General features: G+C 71.9%; 13 protein-coding genes. 10 read left to right on the top strand and 3 right to left on the bottom strand.

All coding sequences use genetic code 11. The features are described from left to right. The first annotated feature begins 501 nt into the window (after positions 1-501). From ACZ7DE_RS12360 to ACZ7DE_RS12330, 7 genes are all read left to right on the top strand, one after another. Complete coding sequence (locus ACZ7DE_RS12360) at positions 502-1,167, top strand: DUF6230 family protein (protein ID WP_470761066.1); 666 nt, start codon at positions 502-504, stop codon at positions 1,165-1,167. Beyond that, the gene (locus ACZ7DE_RS12355) at positions 1,167-1,643 is read left to right on the top strand and encodes a DUF6114 domain-containing protein (RefSeq protein ID WP_470760202.1); all 477 of its coding nucleotides are present in this window, start codon (positions 1,167-1,169) and stop codon (positions 1,641-1,643) included. The genes ACZ7DE_RS12360 and ACZ7DE_RS12355 overlap by 1 nt, the downstream gene beginning before the upstream one ends. Positions 1,644-2,217: 574 nt before the next feature. After that, a complete protein-coding gene (locus ACZ7DE_RS12350) occupies positions 2,218-3,231 on the top strand; it encodes a substrate-binding domain-containing protein (RefSeq protein WP_470760200.1) in 1,014 nt (337 codons plus the stop codon). Between the two features lie 48 nt (positions 3,232-3,279). Then, the gene (locus ACZ7DE_RS12345; RefSeq protein WP_470760198.1) at positions 3,280-5,877 is read left to right on the top strand and encodes a sensor histidine kinase; all 2,598 of its coding nucleotides are present in this window, start codon (positions 3,280-3,282) and stop codon (positions 5,875-5,877) included. Positions 5,878-5,888: 11 nt separating this feature from the next. Further along, on the top strand, positions 5,889-6,323 hold the full coding sequence (locus ACZ7DE_RS12340; protein WP_079664699.1) for a roadblock/LC7 domain-containing protein: 435 nt from the start codon (positions 5,889-5,891) through the stop codon (positions 6,321-6,323). Between the two features lies 1 nt (position 6,324). Beyond that, a complete protein-coding gene (locus ACZ7DE_RS12335; protein ID WP_470760196.1) occupies positions 6,325-6,687 on the top strand; it encodes a DUF742 domain-containing protein in 363 nt (120 codons plus the stop codon). Next, positions 6,674-7,282 (top strand): GTP-binding protein, encoded by a 609-nt coding sequence (locus ACZ7DE_RS12330; protein ID WP_470760194.1) that lies wholly within the window; start codon positions 6,674-6,676, stop codon positions 7,280-7,282. The genes ACZ7DE_RS12335 and ACZ7DE_RS12330 overlap by 14 nt, the downstream gene beginning before the upstream one ends. A 182-nt stretch (positions 7,283-7,464) precedes the next feature. Here the strand turns inward: ACZ7DE_RS12330 and ACZ7DE_RS12325 are convergent, their stop codons facing one another. Continuing rightward, positions 7,465-7,881 (bottom strand): ankyrin repeat domain-containing protein, encoded by a 417-nt coding sequence (locus ACZ7DE_RS12325; RefSeq protein WP_470760192.1) that lies wholly within the window; start codon positions 7,879-7,881, stop codon positions 7,465-7,467. A 212-nt stretch (positions 7,882-8,093) separates the two neighbouring features. Here ACZ7DE_RS12325 and ACZ7DE_RS12320 point away from each other — a divergent pair, with 212 nt between their 5' ends. Then, complete coding sequence (locus tag ACZ7DE_RS12320; protein WP_470760190.1) at positions 8,094-9,464, top strand: glycoside hydrolase family 43 protein; 1,371 nt, start codon at positions 8,094-8,096, stop codon at positions 9,462-9,464. Between the two features lie 28 nt (positions 9,465-9,492). Here ACZ7DE_RS12320 and ACZ7DE_RS12315 read toward each other — a convergent pair whose 3' ends face one another. Together ACZ7DE_RS12315 and ACZ7DE_RS12310 are read right to left on the bottom strand one after the other, a co-directional pair. After that, positions 9,493-11,223, bottom strand: coding sequence for an aromatic amino acid ammonia-lyase (locus ACZ7DE_RS12315; RefSeq protein ID WP_470760188.1), 1,731 nt, complete (start codon positions 11,221-11,223; stop codon positions 9,493-9,495). A 111-nt stretch (positions 11,224-11,334) separates the two neighbouring features. Continuing rightward, positions 11,335-12,297: an ABC transporter substrate-binding protein gene (locus ACZ7DE_RS12310; protein ID WP_470760186.1), complete on the bottom strand. Its 963-nt coding sequence runs from the start codon at positions 12,295-12,297 to the stop codon at positions 11,335-11,337. 396 nt (positions 12,298-12,693) lie between these two features. Here ACZ7DE_RS12310 and ACZ7DE_RS12305 point away from each other — a divergent pair, with 396 nt between their 5' ends. Both ACZ7DE_RS12305 and ACZ7DE_RS12300 read left to right on the top strand, forming a co-directional pair. Next, on the top strand, positions 12,694-15,975 hold the full coding sequence (locus ACZ7DE_RS12305) for a sensor histidine kinase (RefSeq protein ID WP_470760184.1): 3,282 nt from the start codon (positions 12,694-12,696) through the stop codon (positions 15,973-15,975). Continuing rightward, on the top strand, positions 15,972-16,448 hold the full coding sequence (locus ACZ7DE_RS12300) for a roadblock/LC7 domain-containing protein (RefSeq protein WP_470760182.1): 477 nt from the start codon (positions 15,972-15,974) through the stop codon (positions 16,446-16,448). The genes ACZ7DE_RS12305 and ACZ7DE_RS12300 overlap by 4 nt, the downstream gene beginning before the upstream one ends. Positions 16,449-16,478 lie beyond the last annotated feature (30 nt).

Raw genomic sequence — 16,478 nt, 5'->3', positions numbered from 1 at the left:
ACACGGGGTGAGTGCTCCGGCCGGGCCGGGCGGAAGGGGCGACCGGTCGCGGCCACAGGGGGGAAGCGGCCGTGCCGGCGCCGTGGAGGGATCGAGCCCGGACTGAGGGCCCGTACTGGGTGGAAAACGTCCGGGAGCGCGAACCATGTCGCCGCGCTGCGGATCCGGCGCCACGGATCCGGGCTGGGCCAGGGAGAGTTGTAGACCTGATGTTCAGTCAGCGTCAAGGCCTGACAAGGAACTTGATGGTCCGACAGATATATGCGAAGGGGCTGCGGAACGTGCAGCCCACAGAGGGCACATGATGAACACTCTTTTTCCACATCTCCCTTGACCGCTTAGTGTAACCATCGGTAACTTCCTCGTAGGCTACTGCTGCGTAACGAGAAAGCCCTTGCGGTTTCCGGGAGTTGCGAGGAGGTGTGCGCGGCAGCCGCTGTCCGCGCCAGGACAACGTGCCACTGAAGCCCAAACCGCACGACTCAGCGCATGGGAGCAGACATGGCCTCGTCCCCGGACGTCAATTCGTCCGCCGAGCACACCCCCGAGAACCCTGTAAGCGGTTCCACCGAGAGACGCGGCCGGGTCCGGCTGCGCCGGGCCGCCGTCATGGCGGTGCCCGCCACCTTCGTCGCCGCGGGGCTCGCGGTCCTCACCGCCCAGGGCGCCCTGGGCGTGCAGTTCGCGATCTCCGGGATGCCGTTCGTGGTCACCGCCGACCGGCTCGACGGGGAGGGGTTCGCGCAGTTCGGCGGTCTCGACAACATGATCGAGAACAGCCCCAACCAGGGCGACACCGGCGGCCAGGTCCTGGTCGTCACCTCGGTCGTGAAGAACGGCAAGATCACCAACATGTGCCAGAGCGTCGACCTCGGCGGCATCCAGCTGGTCCTGAAGGCCGGCGGCGGGTCCACCCCGGTGAGCGTGAAGAACCTGGCCATCGACTCCGACCAGATCACCGGCGACGCCGAGTTCAACAACATCGAGATCGGCCGCGACTCCAGCACCTTCGACAAGGTCCCGATCCAGGGCCCCGCGGGCGTCTACGGCCAGCAGGCCGACACGGTCGTCATCAAGAACCTGTACCAGCACAACTACGCGGCCACCGCCGCCGTCTTCAAGCTTCCCGGCCTGAAGATGAGCTTCTCGAGCGAGGGCTGCAAGTAATGACCTTCACCCAGTGGCGGGACCGCTTCCGCGGGTGGAGGGGCCACCGGCCCTTCGCGGGCGGCGTGCTGCTCGTCCTGGGCGGCGTCGAGATCCTGGTGACCATGAAGGCACCGCTTCCGGTCATCCTGCACGTCGGCATGCAGGGCCTGGCGGGCTACCTCCTGCCCACCGTGATGACGCTCTGCGGCCTGCTGATCCTCTTCAACCCGGCCCAGCGGCTGTTCTACTCGATCATCGCCATCCTGGTCTCCCTGGGCACCTGGCTCACCTCCAACATCGGCGGCTTCGTCGTCGGCCTCCTGCTCGGCGTCGTGGGCAGTTCCATGGCCTTCGGATGGGTGCCCGACCAGGAGCCCCGCACGCGCCGCCGCCGGCGGCGCGAGGAGACGGGCACCGAGGAGACGCGGACCGAGCGGACGGTCGACACGTTCCGGAAGGGCGGCCACCTGCCCGAGGCGGGCAAGCCCGCCTGACCCGGGCCGCCCACGGGGCCGCCGATCCGCTCGCGGACGAACTCGACGGACGGACTCGACGGACGGACTCGACGGACGGACGACGGACGAAGCGGGACACGAGCACGAACCTGATGCACGGTCGCGGCACGCGGCCGCACCGTCAGCTCACCGGCGGGGCCGGGACGACCTGCGCACAGCAGGCCGCTCCCGGCCCCGCCGGACTCGTCTCCCCCTCGGCATCCGGTGGCCCCCGGCGCGGCCCTCCCGTCGCCCGGCGACGGCGACGGCGACGGCGACGGCGACGGGTCGAGCACGATCGCGAAGTACGGGACGCCCGCCTGCGGGGCGTGGAGGCCGGCCACACTGACGATCAGTCAACCGACCTGCGGCGTTCCCGTATTGGTCCGTACCGATTCCCTCCCGGATCACAATGCGGCAGCGTCGTCTCGCCCCTGGTGATTGCTCACTTGACTACCAGCGGTCACACACGGTTGGCTCCGAGCCAACGAATGTCTCCCACCGGTGCGCACCCCCGCTCCGGTGCAGCTCGCCCCGTCCTCCTGCTCTGCCGCACAGCGAGGTGCAGCCCCCCATGAACACTCCCCTCCCCGCTCCCCCCTCTTCCGGACATACCGGATCGCTGCGCCTCGCCGCCCTGGCCACGGCGTGCTGCCTCCTGCTCGCCGGCTGCTCCGCCGCCACCGCGTCCGGCCCGGACACGGGCTCGGCGGGCGGATCGACCGGCCGGATCAAGATCGCCCTCATCACCCACGGCGCCAAGAACGACGACTTCTGGGAGCTGGTCCGCAAGGGCGCCGAGGCCGCGGCCGCCAAGGACGGCGTCGACCTCACCTACGCCAGCGACTCCGACGGCGCGGGACAGGCCGAGCTGGTGCGCGACGCGATCCACGACCAGGTCGACGGCATCGCGGTGACCCTGGCCAAGCCGCAGGCCATGAAGGCTCCGGTGGCCGCGGCCAAGGCGGCCGGCATACCCGTGGTCGGCCTCAACTCCGGTATCGACGCCTGGCGTTCGGCCGGTCTCCTGGAGTACTTCGGCCAGGACGAGAGCGTCGCGGGCCGCGCCGTCGGCGACAAGCTCGACGGCCTCGGCGCGAAGCACGCCCTGTGCCTCATCCACGAACGCGGCAACGTCGCCCTGGAGGCGCGCTGCGCGGGGGTGAAGAAGGCGTTCGACGGCCAGACGGAGATGCTCTACGTCGACGGAACGGACCGGGACGCGGTGACCGCCGCCCTGACCACCCGGCTGCGGCAGGATCCCGGCATCGACGAGGTCATCGCCCTCGGCGCGCAGTTCGCGCTCGCGGCGGTCGAGGCGGTCGGTGAGGCGGACAGCAAGGTCGAGGTCGCCACCTTCGACCTCAACAAGGATCTGGTCGCCGCCGTCCGCGACGGACGGGTTCAGTTCGCCGTGGACCAACAGCCCTATCTGCAGGGATACCTGGCCGTGGACGGGCTCTGGCTCCACAGGACCAACGGCAACGTCAGCGGCGGCGGTGCGGCCCCCGTGCTCACCGGCCCCGCCTTCGTGACGAAGGCCAACGTCGCCCAGATCGCCCGCTTCGCCGCCGCCGGAACCCGCTGACCAGGCGACGTCACTCCCCCAGCCCCCGCTGATCGCCCTAGGACGACCATGTCTCCACGGAAAGGCGCCCGTCGCCGCCGTATCGGCTCCATCGGCCTCTCCCTGATCCTCCTCGCCCTGCTGCCCAGCGTCACCCTCACCGCCATGTGGGCCGTCACGACGTCCCAGATGTTCACCGAGGGGCTGCGGCTGCGCGCGCAGACCGAACTGAGCCGGAAGACCGGCGCCATGGGCACCGAGGCGACCCTCGCACTGCAGCAGGAACGCAGTCTGTCCGCCGTGTGGCTTGCCTCCGGGCCCGACGGTTCCCGGGCCGCGCTGGAGGCGCAGCGCACGAAGACGGACGCGGCGGTCGCCAAACTGGTCTCCCGGGCGGACGAGATCCAGCAGGCCCCCGCCCGGGTCCGGGACCGGCTTTACTCCGTCGTCGCCTCCGCGGGCAGCCTGGAGTACTACCGTGGTCAGGTGGACGACCCCGTCGACATCACCGCCGCACAGGCCCTCGACCAGTACACCTCCATCATCGACGTGCAGATCCACGCCTTCCAGGAGCTGTCCCAGGTCGACGACGGTGACCTGACCTCCCAGGCGGGCCCGCTCGTCGCCCTGGAGCACGCGGCCGAGCTGGTCTCCGAGGAGGACCTGCAGCTCACCCTGGCCGGGCCGAAGGGGCGGATGGACGAGAAGACGTGGGCGCAGTTCGCGCAGTTGGTCAACAGCCGCCGCTGGCTGGTGCAGGACCAGATCGTCCCCTCGCTCACCGGCGCCGCGAAGGCGGAGACCGAGAAGATCCTCACGAGCTACCAGTGGCAGATCCTGGAATCCGTCGAGGACAAGGTGCTCGCGGCCCGCGCGAAACAGGGCGAGAACGGTGACATCGTGTTGCCGGACGTGCAGAAGGAGTGGCGCGCCGCGCTCATCGACGTCTCCGACCAGTACTCGAACCTGATCCGGAAGCAGACCACGGCGCTGCTGCAGCACAGCGCGGACGAATCGCGCGGGCTGCTGATCACGGCCGCGTCCCTGAGCGCCGGCGGTCTCGTCGCCCTGCTGCTGTGCGTCGGCATGTCCTGGCGGATCACCCGTTCGCTGTCCCGTCGGCTGCGCGGGCTGCGGATGGCCACGCTGAGCCTGGCGCACGAGCGGCTCCCGGACGTGGTGTCCCGGCTGGACCGGGGCGAGACCGTCGACGTGGACGCGGAGACGCCGCCGCTGGACTACGGCGGCGACGAACTCGGCCAGGTGGCGCAGGCGTTCAACACCGCGCAGCGCACGGCCGTGCTCACCGCGGTCGAACTGGCCGACACCCGGCGCGGTTTCGAGAAGGTCATCCTGGGCATCGCCCGGCAGAGCCAGAACCTTGTCAACCTCCAGCTGAGCAAGCTCGACGCGCTGGAACGTCAGCACCAGGACCCCGACGTCCTGAACGGGCTGTACGAATTGGACTCCACGGCGAGCCAGTTGCGCCGCTACGAGGAGAACCTCGTCATCATCAGCGGCGGGCGGCCGGGGCGCAGCTGGACGGAGCCGGTGGCGCTGATCGACATCCTGCGCAGCGCCGTCGGGGAGGTCGCCGAGTACCGGCGGGTGGAGGTGCACACCGAGGAGGAGGTGTGCATCGCGCCGCCCGCCGTGGCGGACGTGATCCATCTGCTCGCCGAGCTCATCGACAACGCGACCTCCTACTCCCCCGCGCCCGGCCCGGTCGGGGTGCGGGCGACGCTCGTGGCCAAGGGGCTGGCGATCGAGGTGGAGGACCGCGGCCTGGGGATGTCCGAGGAGGACTACGCGTCGTTCAACGCGCAGTTGGCGGTCCCGCCCCAGTTCGACGTGGTGGCGCTCGCCGACGACCTGCGACTGGGCATGTTCGTGATCGCCCGGCTCGCGAACCGGCACGGCATCGCCGTGACCCTGCGCTCCTCGCCGTACGGCGGGACCACCGCGATCGTGCTGGTCCCGCACGAGGTCGTGGTCCGCGAGGCGCCCGCCACGACCACGCCCGTGGACGAGGCCCCCGGCGCTCCGGCGACCGCCGGTTCCCCGGCCCCGGAATCGGCCCCGGAATCGGACCTTCCGCCGCGCGGTCGCGGGCCGTCGGACGCGTCACGGGACCGGGGTGCGGACGGCCCGGCGCGCACGTCGCCGTTCGAGGCGCGGGAGCCCTCCGGGGTGCGGGAGGAGTCCAGCGAGAGGTCCGGCGCCGCGGGTGCGGAGCGGGAGCACGGCGGGGCCGGGCAGGAGCAGGCCCCACCGCCCCTCCCGGTACGCGGCGCCTCCGGCGCCTCGCCCCACTCGCCCTCCACCAGGCCGGCCTCGCCCCCGGACGGGGGAGCCGCAGCCCGCCCCGACGGACTCGTGCCGCTGCCCCGACGGGTCCCTCAGACCAGTCTCGCCACCGAGTTGCGCGAGGACTCGGCAACCGCCGCGTCCACCGGGGAGAACGGTTTCCCGGACGACTTCACCGCCGAGCGGGCGGCCTCCTCCCTGGCCTGCTTCCAGCGCGGCACGCAGCAGGCCCTCGCCGAGGCGGACGCCGACGAGCCGCCCTCCGACCCGCGGGAGACGACCGCCGCGGACGCCCCCGGCCCGCCGGTCACCGCCGCGGGCATATCCCAGACCTCGACACCGCCCGCCGAACGCTCATGAAGGACACCGCGATGACACACTCCGTCCCCGCCACGAACACCCAGCTCGACCAGCTGCTCACCGGCCTCGTGGACCGGGTCGCCGACGTCAACCAGGCCGTCGTGCTCTCGGAGGACGGCCTGGTGGTGAGCAAGTCCACCGGATTCCTGCGGGAGGACGCCGAACGGCTGGCTGCGACCGCGTCCGGCCTGATGAGCCTCAGCAAGGGCGTCAGCATGGATTTCCGCGGCGGTCCGGTGCGCCAGGCGCTCATCGAGATGGCCCACACCTACCTGATCCTCACGTCGGCCGGCCCGGGAGCCCATCTCGTCGTGCTGGCCGGCAAGAACGCGGACGTCGGCGTGGTGGCGTACCAGATGAACATGCTGGTGAAGAAGATCGGCGAGCACCTCAGCGCGGCGCCGCGGGCCCATGTCGGTCCCGCCGTCCGCACCAACGGCGGGTGAGGTGAGCGCAGGCGACGAAGCAGGCAGGCTCGTCAGGCCGTTCGCCCTCACCGGTGGACGGACCCGGCCCAGCCGCGCCGACTTCACGCTCATCACGACGGTGACCGCGGTGGACCCGCCGCCCCCACGGACGGCCCGGTCCCAGCCGGAGCATGCCCGGATCCTTCGGATGTGCGCCCGGCCGGTCGCCGTGGCGGAACTGGCGGCCCATCTCGACCTGCCGGTCAGCGTGGTCGTCATCATGCTCTGCGATCTGCTGGAGGCGGGTCTGATCACGGCTAGACCGCCCCGGACCGTCACCGGCGCCCACGACCAGGACCTGGATCTGCTGCAGAAAGTGAGGGACGGCCTTGGCCGGATCTGATTCCGCCGCTCCCCCCGCCGCGTCGGCAGCGGCGCCCGACACGGTGAAGATCCTCATCGCCGGCGGTTTCGGCGTCGGCAAGACCACCATGGTCGGGGCGGTCAGCGAGATCGCGCCACTGCGCACGGAGGAGCCGCTGACCGTGGCCGGGCTGGACGTCGACGATCTGAAGGGCATCGAGGAGAAGCGGTCCACCACCGTGGCCCTCGACTTCGGACGGATCACCATCGGCGACGACCTGGTGCTGTACCTCTTCGGCACCCCCGGTCAGCAACGTTTCTGGTTCATGTGGAACGACCTGGTGATCGGCGCGCTCGGGGCGGTGATCCTCATCGACGTGCGCAGGCCGGAGTCCAGCTTCGCCGCCCTCGACTTCTTCGAACGGCGGGGCATTCCCTTCGTCGTCGCCGTGAACGGTTTCCACGGCTTGCACCCGTACCCCACCGAGGACATCAGGGAGTGCCTGGCGCTGCCGGAAGACGTTCCCGTGCTGTTGTGCGACGCGCGGGAGCGGGAGTCCTGCCGGGACGTGCTGGTCGCGCTGATCGACCGGCTGATCGACGACGTCGTGCCGCGGCCGAGCCCGGCACGCTGACCCCGGCCGAGCCCGGCACGCTGACCCCCGTACGAGGGGCCCGGCGTCCCCGTCGCACCCGCCGAGCCTCTCGCGCCCGTCGAGCCGGTCCCGCTCTCGGACTTCGCGCGCCCGTCCGGCCCGTCGCGGCCCCGGATCCGCGCGCCGGTCGGGCTCCTCGCGGCCGTTCCGGTCGTCCCCGGTCAGCGGGCTCCGGCCGCGCGCAGTACGGCGACGGTCTCCGGATGCGGTCCCGCGCCCGCCCACTGGAGCGGCGTCATCCCGGTGCCGTGGTCCTCACGCAGACCGGGGTCTGCGCCGTGGGCGAGGAGCACGCGGACCGCGTCGGCGTGGCCCCAGCAGGCCGCGGCGCACAGGGGCGTTCCGTCGGCTCCCGGGCCCGCGCTCTCGGCGTCGGGCGGCGCACCGGCGGCCAGCAGCAGGCGGGCCGTGTCCGCGCGGCCCTGAACGCAGGCCGCGTACAGCGGGGTCGTTCCGTCGGCGTCGGCCGCCGCCGGATCGGCCCCGGCCCGGAGCAGCGCCTCGACGTCGGCGACCTCCCCGAACATGACGTCCCCCATCAGACGCGCCGTCAGCTTTTTCTGCCGTCTTCTCTTCACGGTCGCCGAGACTAGCCCGGGCCCTCGCCGACCGGCCAGCCGTCTTTTCTTCAGGGGCCTCTCACAGGCTCGAGGCGGGAAACCGCCAAGCCTGTCCCAGTGATTGACCCGTTCCTCTCCCGCCCCTACCTTCTGACCGACTCGCCGAACCTGGTTCGACATATCGAATATCCGGTCGGCGGCAAGGGCACCCCGCATCCCCTGGAGCGCACATGACCCCCAACCCGTCCCGCCGTCTCTTCCTCGGCGCGGCCGCCTCCGTCCCCCTGGCCCTCACCCTCGGCGTCCCGGCCGCCCGCGCGGCCGACTCCGCGTACGTCATGGGTTACTTCACCGAGTCGACCAAGCTCGGCGACGGCACCGACTACGGTCTGCACCTCGCGGTCAGCACGGACGGGCTGCGCTGGATGCCGCTGAACCAGAACAACCCCGTGGTCACCCCCACCGCGGGTGCCGGCGGCCTGCGCGACCCGTTCATCCTGCGCAAGCAGGACGGCACCTTCGTCGTGCTCGCCACCGACCTCAAGGGCACCGACTGGAACTACGTCAGCCAGTACGTCCACGTGTGGAACTCGACCGACCTGCGCACCTTCACCGGCTACCACCGGCTGAAGCTGCACGACATGAACACCCACAGCTGGGCGCCGGAGGCGTTCTGGGACGCCGGCCGAGGCCAGTACGCGCTCATCTACTCCGCCGTCAACAGCAGCGGCCACAACGTGATCATGGTCAACTACACGACCGACTTCGTCACCGCCTCCGCCCCCCAGGTCTTCTTCGACCCCGGTTACGACGTGATCGACGGCGACATGGCCGTCGGCGTCAACGGTGTGAACTACCTCTACTTCAAGAAGGACCAGACGCTGGTGGGCGCCCGCTCCACGTCCCTCGCCCCGGGCAGCTTCTCCGTCTTCAACACGGGCGTCGCCCACGGCGGCACCGAAGCGCCGACCCTGGTCAAGTCCCTCACGTCCGGCACCTGGTGGCTCTGGGGCGACACCTACACGCCCAACGGCGTCTTCTACGCCTGGCAGTCCAGCGACCTGGCGGCGGGCACCTGGACCGCCCTGGACCAGAGGACCTACACCCAGCCGGTCAACTCCAAGCACTGCGGCATCACGACGATCACCTCCACCCAGTACGACAACCTCGTCGCCAAGTGGGGAGCCCCGGCCTGGAACCGCCTGAAGTCCTACAACTACCCCGCGCGTTACGTCCGCCACGCCGACTACGTCGGGCGCATCGACGAGTACCCCGTCGAGCCGTACAAGGACTCGCTGTGGACGCTGGTCCCGGGGCTCGCGGACAGCTCGGGCGTGTCCTTCCGGTCGGTGAACTACCCGACCCGCTACCTGCGGCACTACAGCTACCAACTCCGGCTCGACGTCAACGACGGCACGTCGACGTTCGCCGGTGACGCGACCTTCTACCGCACCCCGGGCCTGGCGGACGCCGGCTGGTCGTCGTTCCGCTCGTACAACAACCCGACCCGCTACATCCGGCACACGGACTACGTTCTGCGCATCGACCCGATCTCGACGGCCGCGGAGCGGCAGGACGCCACCTTCTACGTCGGCCACTGACCCGGTACGGCGCGGGAAGGCGTCCGGCTCACAACGCGGCCAGCACCGGCAGCAGTCGGGTCGCCGCCGTCACGTCGTCGGTCAGCGGGCGGTCCCGAGCGTCCGCTGACAGGGCGGCCGACGCCACGGCGTGGGCCGCGACGGGCGGCGGCGCCGGATGCATCCTCAACGCCCGTACGGCGCAGACGAGTTCGCAGGCGAGGACGGTGGCGTAGGCGTCCGTCGCGCGCAGGGCCTGGCGGGCTGCCTGTCCGGCGAAGCTGGCGGCCTCCTCCAGGCCCCGGGAGAGGACGGCGTGCCCCGCAGAGGCGGGCGTCGTGGCCGAACGCAGCTCCGCGAGAGCCGAGTTGGCGGTGTACTCCAGGATCATGGTGCCGGAGCTGCTCGCGGGCCCTGCGCCCAGGAACGCGGGCAGGCCGGTCAGTCCGGGGTCGCCGAGCGCGGCCAGGCGGGCGGCGGAGAGCTGGGCCGTCTGCAGGAGGGCGAGGTCGGCGGCGTCCAGGGCCAGCCCCAGGGGCGCGGCGAAGAAGCCGCCGTGGTGGTAGGCCGCGACGCCGTCGGGATCCACGAGGGGGTTCTCCGAGGGGCAGTTGACCTCCACCTCGATGATCTCGCGCAGCCGCTCGGCGGCGTCCAGCGCGCACCCGTGCGCCTGCGGGAAGGCCCGGAAGCCGAAGGGGTCCTGGACGCGCCGGCCCGTCCCGTGCCGCGGCCGGTCGGGCAGCCCGAGCAGCCGCCGCACCTCGCCGGCCGCGCGGGCGGCGCCGGGATAGGGGCGCCGGGCGTGCACGGGCGCGGCGTACGCCTCCGGCGATCCGGACACCGCGGCGAGGGACAGCGCGGCGACGGCGTGCGTGGCCCGCAACAGCATGTCCAGCTCGCTCTGGGCGAGCGCGGCCTGTCCGAGCGCGAGGGCATTGCTGCTGAGCAGCGCCAGGGCGTCACCGGCCTGCAGGGCGACGGGGGCGGGGACCCCCGCGGCGGGACGACCGGCGGGAACCACCACGAACCGCGGCGCGGCGGGGGGCCGGACACCGCGAGAGCCGTCGGCATGAGGCCGAGCGGACGGAGAAGGGCCGGCAACGGCCTGGGCGACGGAAGAGGCGGCGACGCCGGCCCCGTCCCCCGAAGCGACATGGGCAAGGGCATCGGCAACGGCCTGCCCGGTGGCCCCGGCAGCGGCTCGGGTACCCGCTTCCCCCGCCGCGGCGGGCGCACCGGTGAGCGCCCACGGCAGCTCGCCGATGAGGGTCAGGCCCGTCTGGGCCAGCGCCGTCAGGTCACCGGTGCCGACCGCGCCGTACTCGTTGACGGCCGGGTGGACTCCGAGGCGGAGGGCGTCGGTGAGGGCGTCGATGAACGCGGGCTGGATGCCCGAGCCACCGGCGAGCAGCTGGTTGGCGCGTACCGCGAGCATCGCGCGGACCTGGCGGGCGGGGAGCGGCGCGCCGGCACCGCCCGCGTGGCTGCGCAGCAGACGCAGCCCGTGCGCGGCCTCGTCGTCCTCGTCGACCGGCACCGAGCGCTGCGCCCCGACGCCGGTACCGCGGCCGTACAGCCGCCCGGAGGCGGCGAGCCGCTGCGCGGTCCGCCAGGACCGCACGGCACGCTCGCGGGCCTCGGGGGCCACCGCGGGCACGGCGTCGCCGTCGGCGAGCGCGATCAGCTCGCCGACGGTGAGGGTGGTTCCGTCCAGGACGACCGGCGCGCCCTCACGGTGGCGGGCTGCCCGGGTCGGTCCGTCTGCTGTTGCGTCCAACGGTTTCGGAGGTTCGGCGGTTCGGCGGTTCAGGGGCTACGACGGCCGGCGGGCCGCCGGATCAGGGTTCGGGGAACGCATGATCCGGCGGCCCGCCGGGTCCGTGGGGCCTCAGCCCAGGCCGGCCGACTTCAGCCAGGCCTTGGCGACGTCCAGCGGGTCCTTGCTCTGCAGCTGCACCTGGGAGTCCAGGTCGAGCAGGGTCTTCGTGTCGAGCTTCGCGGAGACCGCGTTGAGCGCGGCGACGCCCTCCTCGGAGAGCCCGCTCTTGTAGACCAGGGGGGTCACGTTCGCGAACCCGAACAGGTTCTTCGGGTCCTGCAGGACGACGAACTTCTCCTTGGTGATGGTCGGGTCCGTGGTGAAGATGTCCGCCGCCTGCACGGTGTTCTTCTTCAGCGCGGCCTGGGTCAGGGGGCCGCCCGCGTCGAGCGCCTTGAAGGACTTGAACTTCAGCCCGTACACCGACTCCAGACCGACCATGCCCTGCTGACGGGTCTGGAACTCGGGCGAACCGCCGAGGACCAGCTCCGGCGCGACGTCCTTGAGGTCGGCGAGCGTGGACGTCGCGGTGAGGTCGTACTTCTTCGCCGTCTCGGCGTTGACCGTGACGGAGTCCTTGTCCTCGGCGGGCGACGACTCCAGCAGCGTCAGCTTGGAGTCGAGCTTGGCCTTCACCGCGGCGTTCACGGTCTGCAGCGAGGTCTGCTCGGCCTTCGCGTCCAGGTAGGCCAGCAGCGAGCCGTTGTACTCCGGCAGTACGGTGATGGAACCGTTCTTGAGCAGGCCGTACGTGGTCTCACGGCTGCCGATGTTGGGCTTGTAGGACACCTTGATGCCCTTGGCCTTCAGGGCCTCGCCGTAGATGTCGGCGATCAGGATGCTCTCGGCGAAGTTGTTGGATCCGACGACCACGGTGTCGCCGGCCGCCTTGTCCCCGGCGAGCGGGTTGTCGGCGGTGTCGTCGGACGAGGAGGAACATCCCGCCAGCAGGGACGTCATCGCGGCGAGGGCGAGGACCGCCGCGCCGGGGTGGTTCCTGAGGGACCTGCTGCTGTGGGCGTTGGAAGTCACGGTTCCCGTTCCGGCTGTGGGGTTGATGAGAACTCAAATACTCTGGCCTGATCCAATCCATCCGCTTCTTGATCAGTCAAGAGCGGCAGGATTACCGATTGGCTTCGATCTGTGATCACTTGGATGGATCGGGAGACCACCTGTGTACCCCTCGCAGGGCACCGACAGGGCGTTGTCAAGCCGCTTCGTAACTGATTCTTGACGTAGGGCGCCGCGCCCGGCCGTTCGAATAGGCGATAGTCTCGCCGGAGTTGGCGTCCGCCACAGCAGTCGGCGTCGGCCACAGCGGTGTACGGGGGCCGCTCGTGTCATCACCTGCGGACACGTGTGCGCACAGACCAGCACGCATGCGAGATCCCTCTTGCCTGCGCGCAACACCCCCTTGAAGGAGGCCCGGTGTCCACGAAAGAGGTGGACGCGCCCGCCCGGTCGGCATCCTCGCCCTCGTCCTCCGCGCGTCGGGGGCTGCGGGGTTTCGCCGACCGGTGGCCCTTCCAGCGCAAGCTGAACGTACTGGTCGGCATCCCGCTGACGGTGATCGCGTTGCTGCTGACGTACCTCATCGTCGACCTGGTGCAGGAGTACAACCGCGCGCAGAACGCCGCCCACCTGGTCCGTGACAGCACCGAGGTCGCCCAGCTCGTCGCCGATCTGCAGGCCGAACACCAGCAGGCCATCCTGCTCTCGGTGCGGCACGAGGCGTCCTTCGACGGCGGCACCCCCTCCACCGAGGCCTACCGGCAGGCGCAGGCCGCCGTGGACGCGCAGGTGCAGAACGTGCTCGACGCCTTCGGCAACCGCCTCCCGGACTCCGAGACGCAGGCCCTGAGGGAGGTGCAGGGTCTGGCCGGACTTCGGTCCACCATCGAGCAGGGCTATCTGCCCGCCGACAACATCGACCCGGCGTACTCGGGGGCCGCCGACGGCCTCATCGACGGCCTGGGCCTGGACCGCAACTCCGCGCTGGCGACCACCTTCACCGGCAACCTGCTCGACTCGCTGCTGCGCGCCGACGCCGCGCACGGCGCCTACGAGACCGGCGTGTTCTCCGCGGGCACCGGCGACAGCAACGCGCTCATCGAGTTCACGGGCGCGGTCGGCTCGTACGAACTGTTCACCTACCAGGCCCAGCGCTTCGGCCGGTTCGCCACCGCGGCGCAGACGGAGCAGTTCGGCGACATCGAGCACAACGCGTCGCAGGCCTCGATCAGCCGGCACTACGCCGAACTGGCCGTGGATCCCAGCGCGCTGCAGGCCGACTCCAAGGCCGCGATCCGCGCGTCGTTCCGGGACGCCCTCTCCTCCTATCCCGAGTACAGCGCGCAGGCCCGGACCCGCCTGAAGATCACCGCCTCGCTCATCGACCAGATCGCCGACCGGGCCGACCACGCCGCCTCCGCCGCCCAGTGGCGCGCGGGCCTGCTGCTCAACCTGGCGCTGATCGGGTTCGCCCTGTGGATCGGCTTCGCCGTCCTGGTGCGCCGCTCGGTGGTGCGCCCGGTGCTGGCGCTGACGGGGGCCGCCCAGGAGGTCGCCGACGTGGCGGGCCGCGAGCTCGCCCGCGTCGCCGACGACGACGCCGAGGAATCCGGCTCCCCGCGGCTGCGCGAGCTGCCGGTCACCGCGGACGACGAGATCGGCGAACTCGCCGAGGCCTTCAACAACGTCCAGACCACTGCGGCCGCGCTGCTGGAGCGCCAGGTGCTCAGCCGGCGCAACGTGGCCGAGATGTTCGGCAACGTGGGCCGCCGCGTCAGCAACCTGACGACGCGTCAACTCGCGCTGATCGACGCGGTGGAGCGCGGCGAGACCGACCCGGCTCTGCTGGAACGTCTCTACTCCATCGACCACATCGCGGTCCGTCTGCGGCGCAACGCCGACAGCCTGATGCTGCTCGCGGGCATCCGCGAGACCGTCCTGGACGCCGGGCCGACGGCGCTCACCAACGTCGTTCGCGCCGCCCTCGGCCAGATCGAGGGCTTCCAGCGGGTACGGCTGCGGGCCACGACCGAGGCCATGGTCGAACCCGACATCATCGGCGACCTGACGCTGATGATCGCCGAACTCCTGGAGAACGCCGTGTCGTTCTCGCCCGAGGGCAGTCCCGTCGAGGTGGTGGTCGGCTCCGACCACGACGGTGCGTCGATCACCGTCTCCGACCACGGCCTGGGCATGAGCGTCGAACGCCTCGCCGAGGAGAACGCCCGCCTGGTGCGCCGCGAACGCCTCGACCTCGTCCCGACGAAGGTGCTCGGGCTGTTCGTGGTCGGCGCGCTCGCCCGCCGCTGGGACGTCGACGTCACCCTGTCCCGGACCCCCGGCGGCGGTGTGACGGCCGAGGTGCTGATCCCGTCGACGCTGCTGCTGACGACGAGCGAGGCAGGCCCTGCGGGCAGGACCGGCGCCGTCGGCTCGCCGGCCGCCCCGGTCGCCGTCCCGCCGGCCGCTCCGTCGGCGCCCGCGGCCGGGCCGTCCCCGTCCGCCTCGGTCCCGTCCTGGGCCACGAAAGCGGACGAGCCCGCCGCGCTCCCGCGCCGGGTCCCCCGACGCGACCCGTCCCCCGCCGACCGGGAGAACGAGCCCTCGCTCACCTCCGAGAACGGCGCCGGGAACCCGACGACCGGCTCCGGCACGGCCGAGCCCGCCCCCGGCACCCGCGGGGACGAGGCCGGTGACCCCGCGGACGCCACCGAGCCGGGCGACCCGGCCCGTACGACGCGGTCCGAGGCCGTCGCCGCTCCGGGCCGGTCCGAGGCCCGGGACACCGCGGCCGAGCCGTCCCGGCCCGCGCCCCTCACCCATGCCGGACCCGGCATCCCTGCGCCCCGCACGCACACGCCGACGCTCCACAGCCGCGCTGCCGCACGGGAGGACACCGAAGTCCACGCGCGCACCACGGAGCGTCCCTCCCCCGCAGGCGCGACGGAGGCGGCGAGCCGCTCCCGCGCCCCCGAACCGGCGACCGACTCGCGCACGACGTCCGGTCCCGACGACGCCACCGCCGCCACGGACCGCACGCAGGACGCAGCCCGTGAGGGACAGACGGTCTCCGCCGACGGCGGCGGACGTGCCGCACGCGGCGTTCACAGCTCCGCGGGTTCCACGAGCCCCGGGGGTTCCGCCGCTCCCTCCCCGTCCCGGTCGGGGGCGGACGCTCCGGCAGCGGGGACGTCCGCACCGGGCGACGTCGGGGCGGCGCCGGGCGTCGGCGACGGGTCCCGTCCGCTCAGGCGGCGCGTGCGCGGCGCCACTCTGCGCACGACCGCCGAAGCCGCCGCCCAGCAGGCGGCCCGCCGGGCGGCCCGCCCCGCCGACGCGGACGCGGTGCGCAGTGCGCTCGAGGAGTTCGAGGCGGCCGTCGCCCGCGCACACCGGGACACCGGCGGCGACACGGGCGAACACCCGCGCCCCGCAGGCACCGGCGCCGACGCCGTCCCCTTCGGCCCCGCCGAGGACCCGGTCGCGCGGCAGCACGACAGCCGGCCCGACAGACATCCCGACAGCCGTCCGGACGGACATCCCGACCGCCGTCCCGACCATCGGCCCGAACGCACCGACCGGACCGATCGGACAGCGCCGTCCGACCCGTCGGAGCCGACCGACCCGACCGCCCGCCCGACCGCCGGCCGGGACACCACGCACCGCCAGAAGCACCTTCCGGAAGGAGCCGAGCAGTGAGCACGTCGACAGGTGAGACTCCCGCCGGAGACGCCAAGCCGACCGATCTGCGGGCCGCCGCAGCCGACTTCACCTGGCTGCTCAACCGTTTCGCCACCGAGACCGCGGGGGTCGTGGACGCCATCGCGGTGTCCTCCGACGGGCTGCTGATCGCCGTGTCGGAGCTGCGCGAGCACGCCGACTCCGAACGACTGGCCGCGATCGTCTCGGGCATCACCAGCCTGGCGGCGGGCGCCTCCGGCAACTACGGTCTGGGCGGCCTGAACAAGGTCATCATCGATCTGGAGGGCGGTCATGTGCTGGTCTCCGCGATCGGCAGCGGCGCCGTGCTCGGCGTGGTCACCGACAAGGAGGCCAAGCTGGGCAACATCGCCTACGAGATGACGGTGTTCGCCAACCGCGCCGGCGCCGCGCTCAGCCCGCAGCTCGTCCTGGAGCTGAAGAACAGCGTCGGCGTCACGCGTACGCGCTGAACGCGTGCCACCGCAGAGACCGTAGAGAAA

The sequence above is a fragment of the Streptomyces sp. NPDC037083 genome (assembly GCF_055606485.1).
Note: the sequence above shows the minus strand (reverse complement) of the source record. Positions and strands in the feature narration are given on the sequence as shown.

Bases quoted from the DNA above. Each gene is read 5' to 3' on its own strand.
- ACZ7DE_RS12355 (WP_470760202.1), top strand. From the start codon at position 1,167: ATGACCTTCACCCAGTGGCGGGACCGCTTCCGCGGGTGGAGGGGCCAC.
- ACZ7DE_RS12340 (WP_079664699.1), top strand. From the start codon at position 5,889: ATGACACACTCCGTCCCCGCCACGAACACCCAGCTCGACCAGCTGCTC.
- ACZ7DE_RS12320 (WP_470760190.1), top strand. From the start codon at position 8,094: ATGACCCCCAACCCGTCCCGCCGTCTCTTCCTCGGCGCGGCCGCCTCC.
- ACZ7DE_RS12360 (WP_470761066.1), top strand. From the start codon at position 502: ATGGCCTCGTCCCCGGACGTCAATTCGTCCGCCGAGCACACCCCCGAG.
- ACZ7DE_RS12350 (WP_470760200.1), top strand. From the start codon at position 2,218: ATGAACACTCCCCTCCCCGCTCCCCCCTCTTCCGGACATACCGGATCG.
- ACZ7DE_RS12345 (WP_470760198.1), top strand. From the start codon at position 3,280: ATGTCTCCACGGAAAGGCGCCCGTCGCCGCCGTATCGGCTCCATCGGC.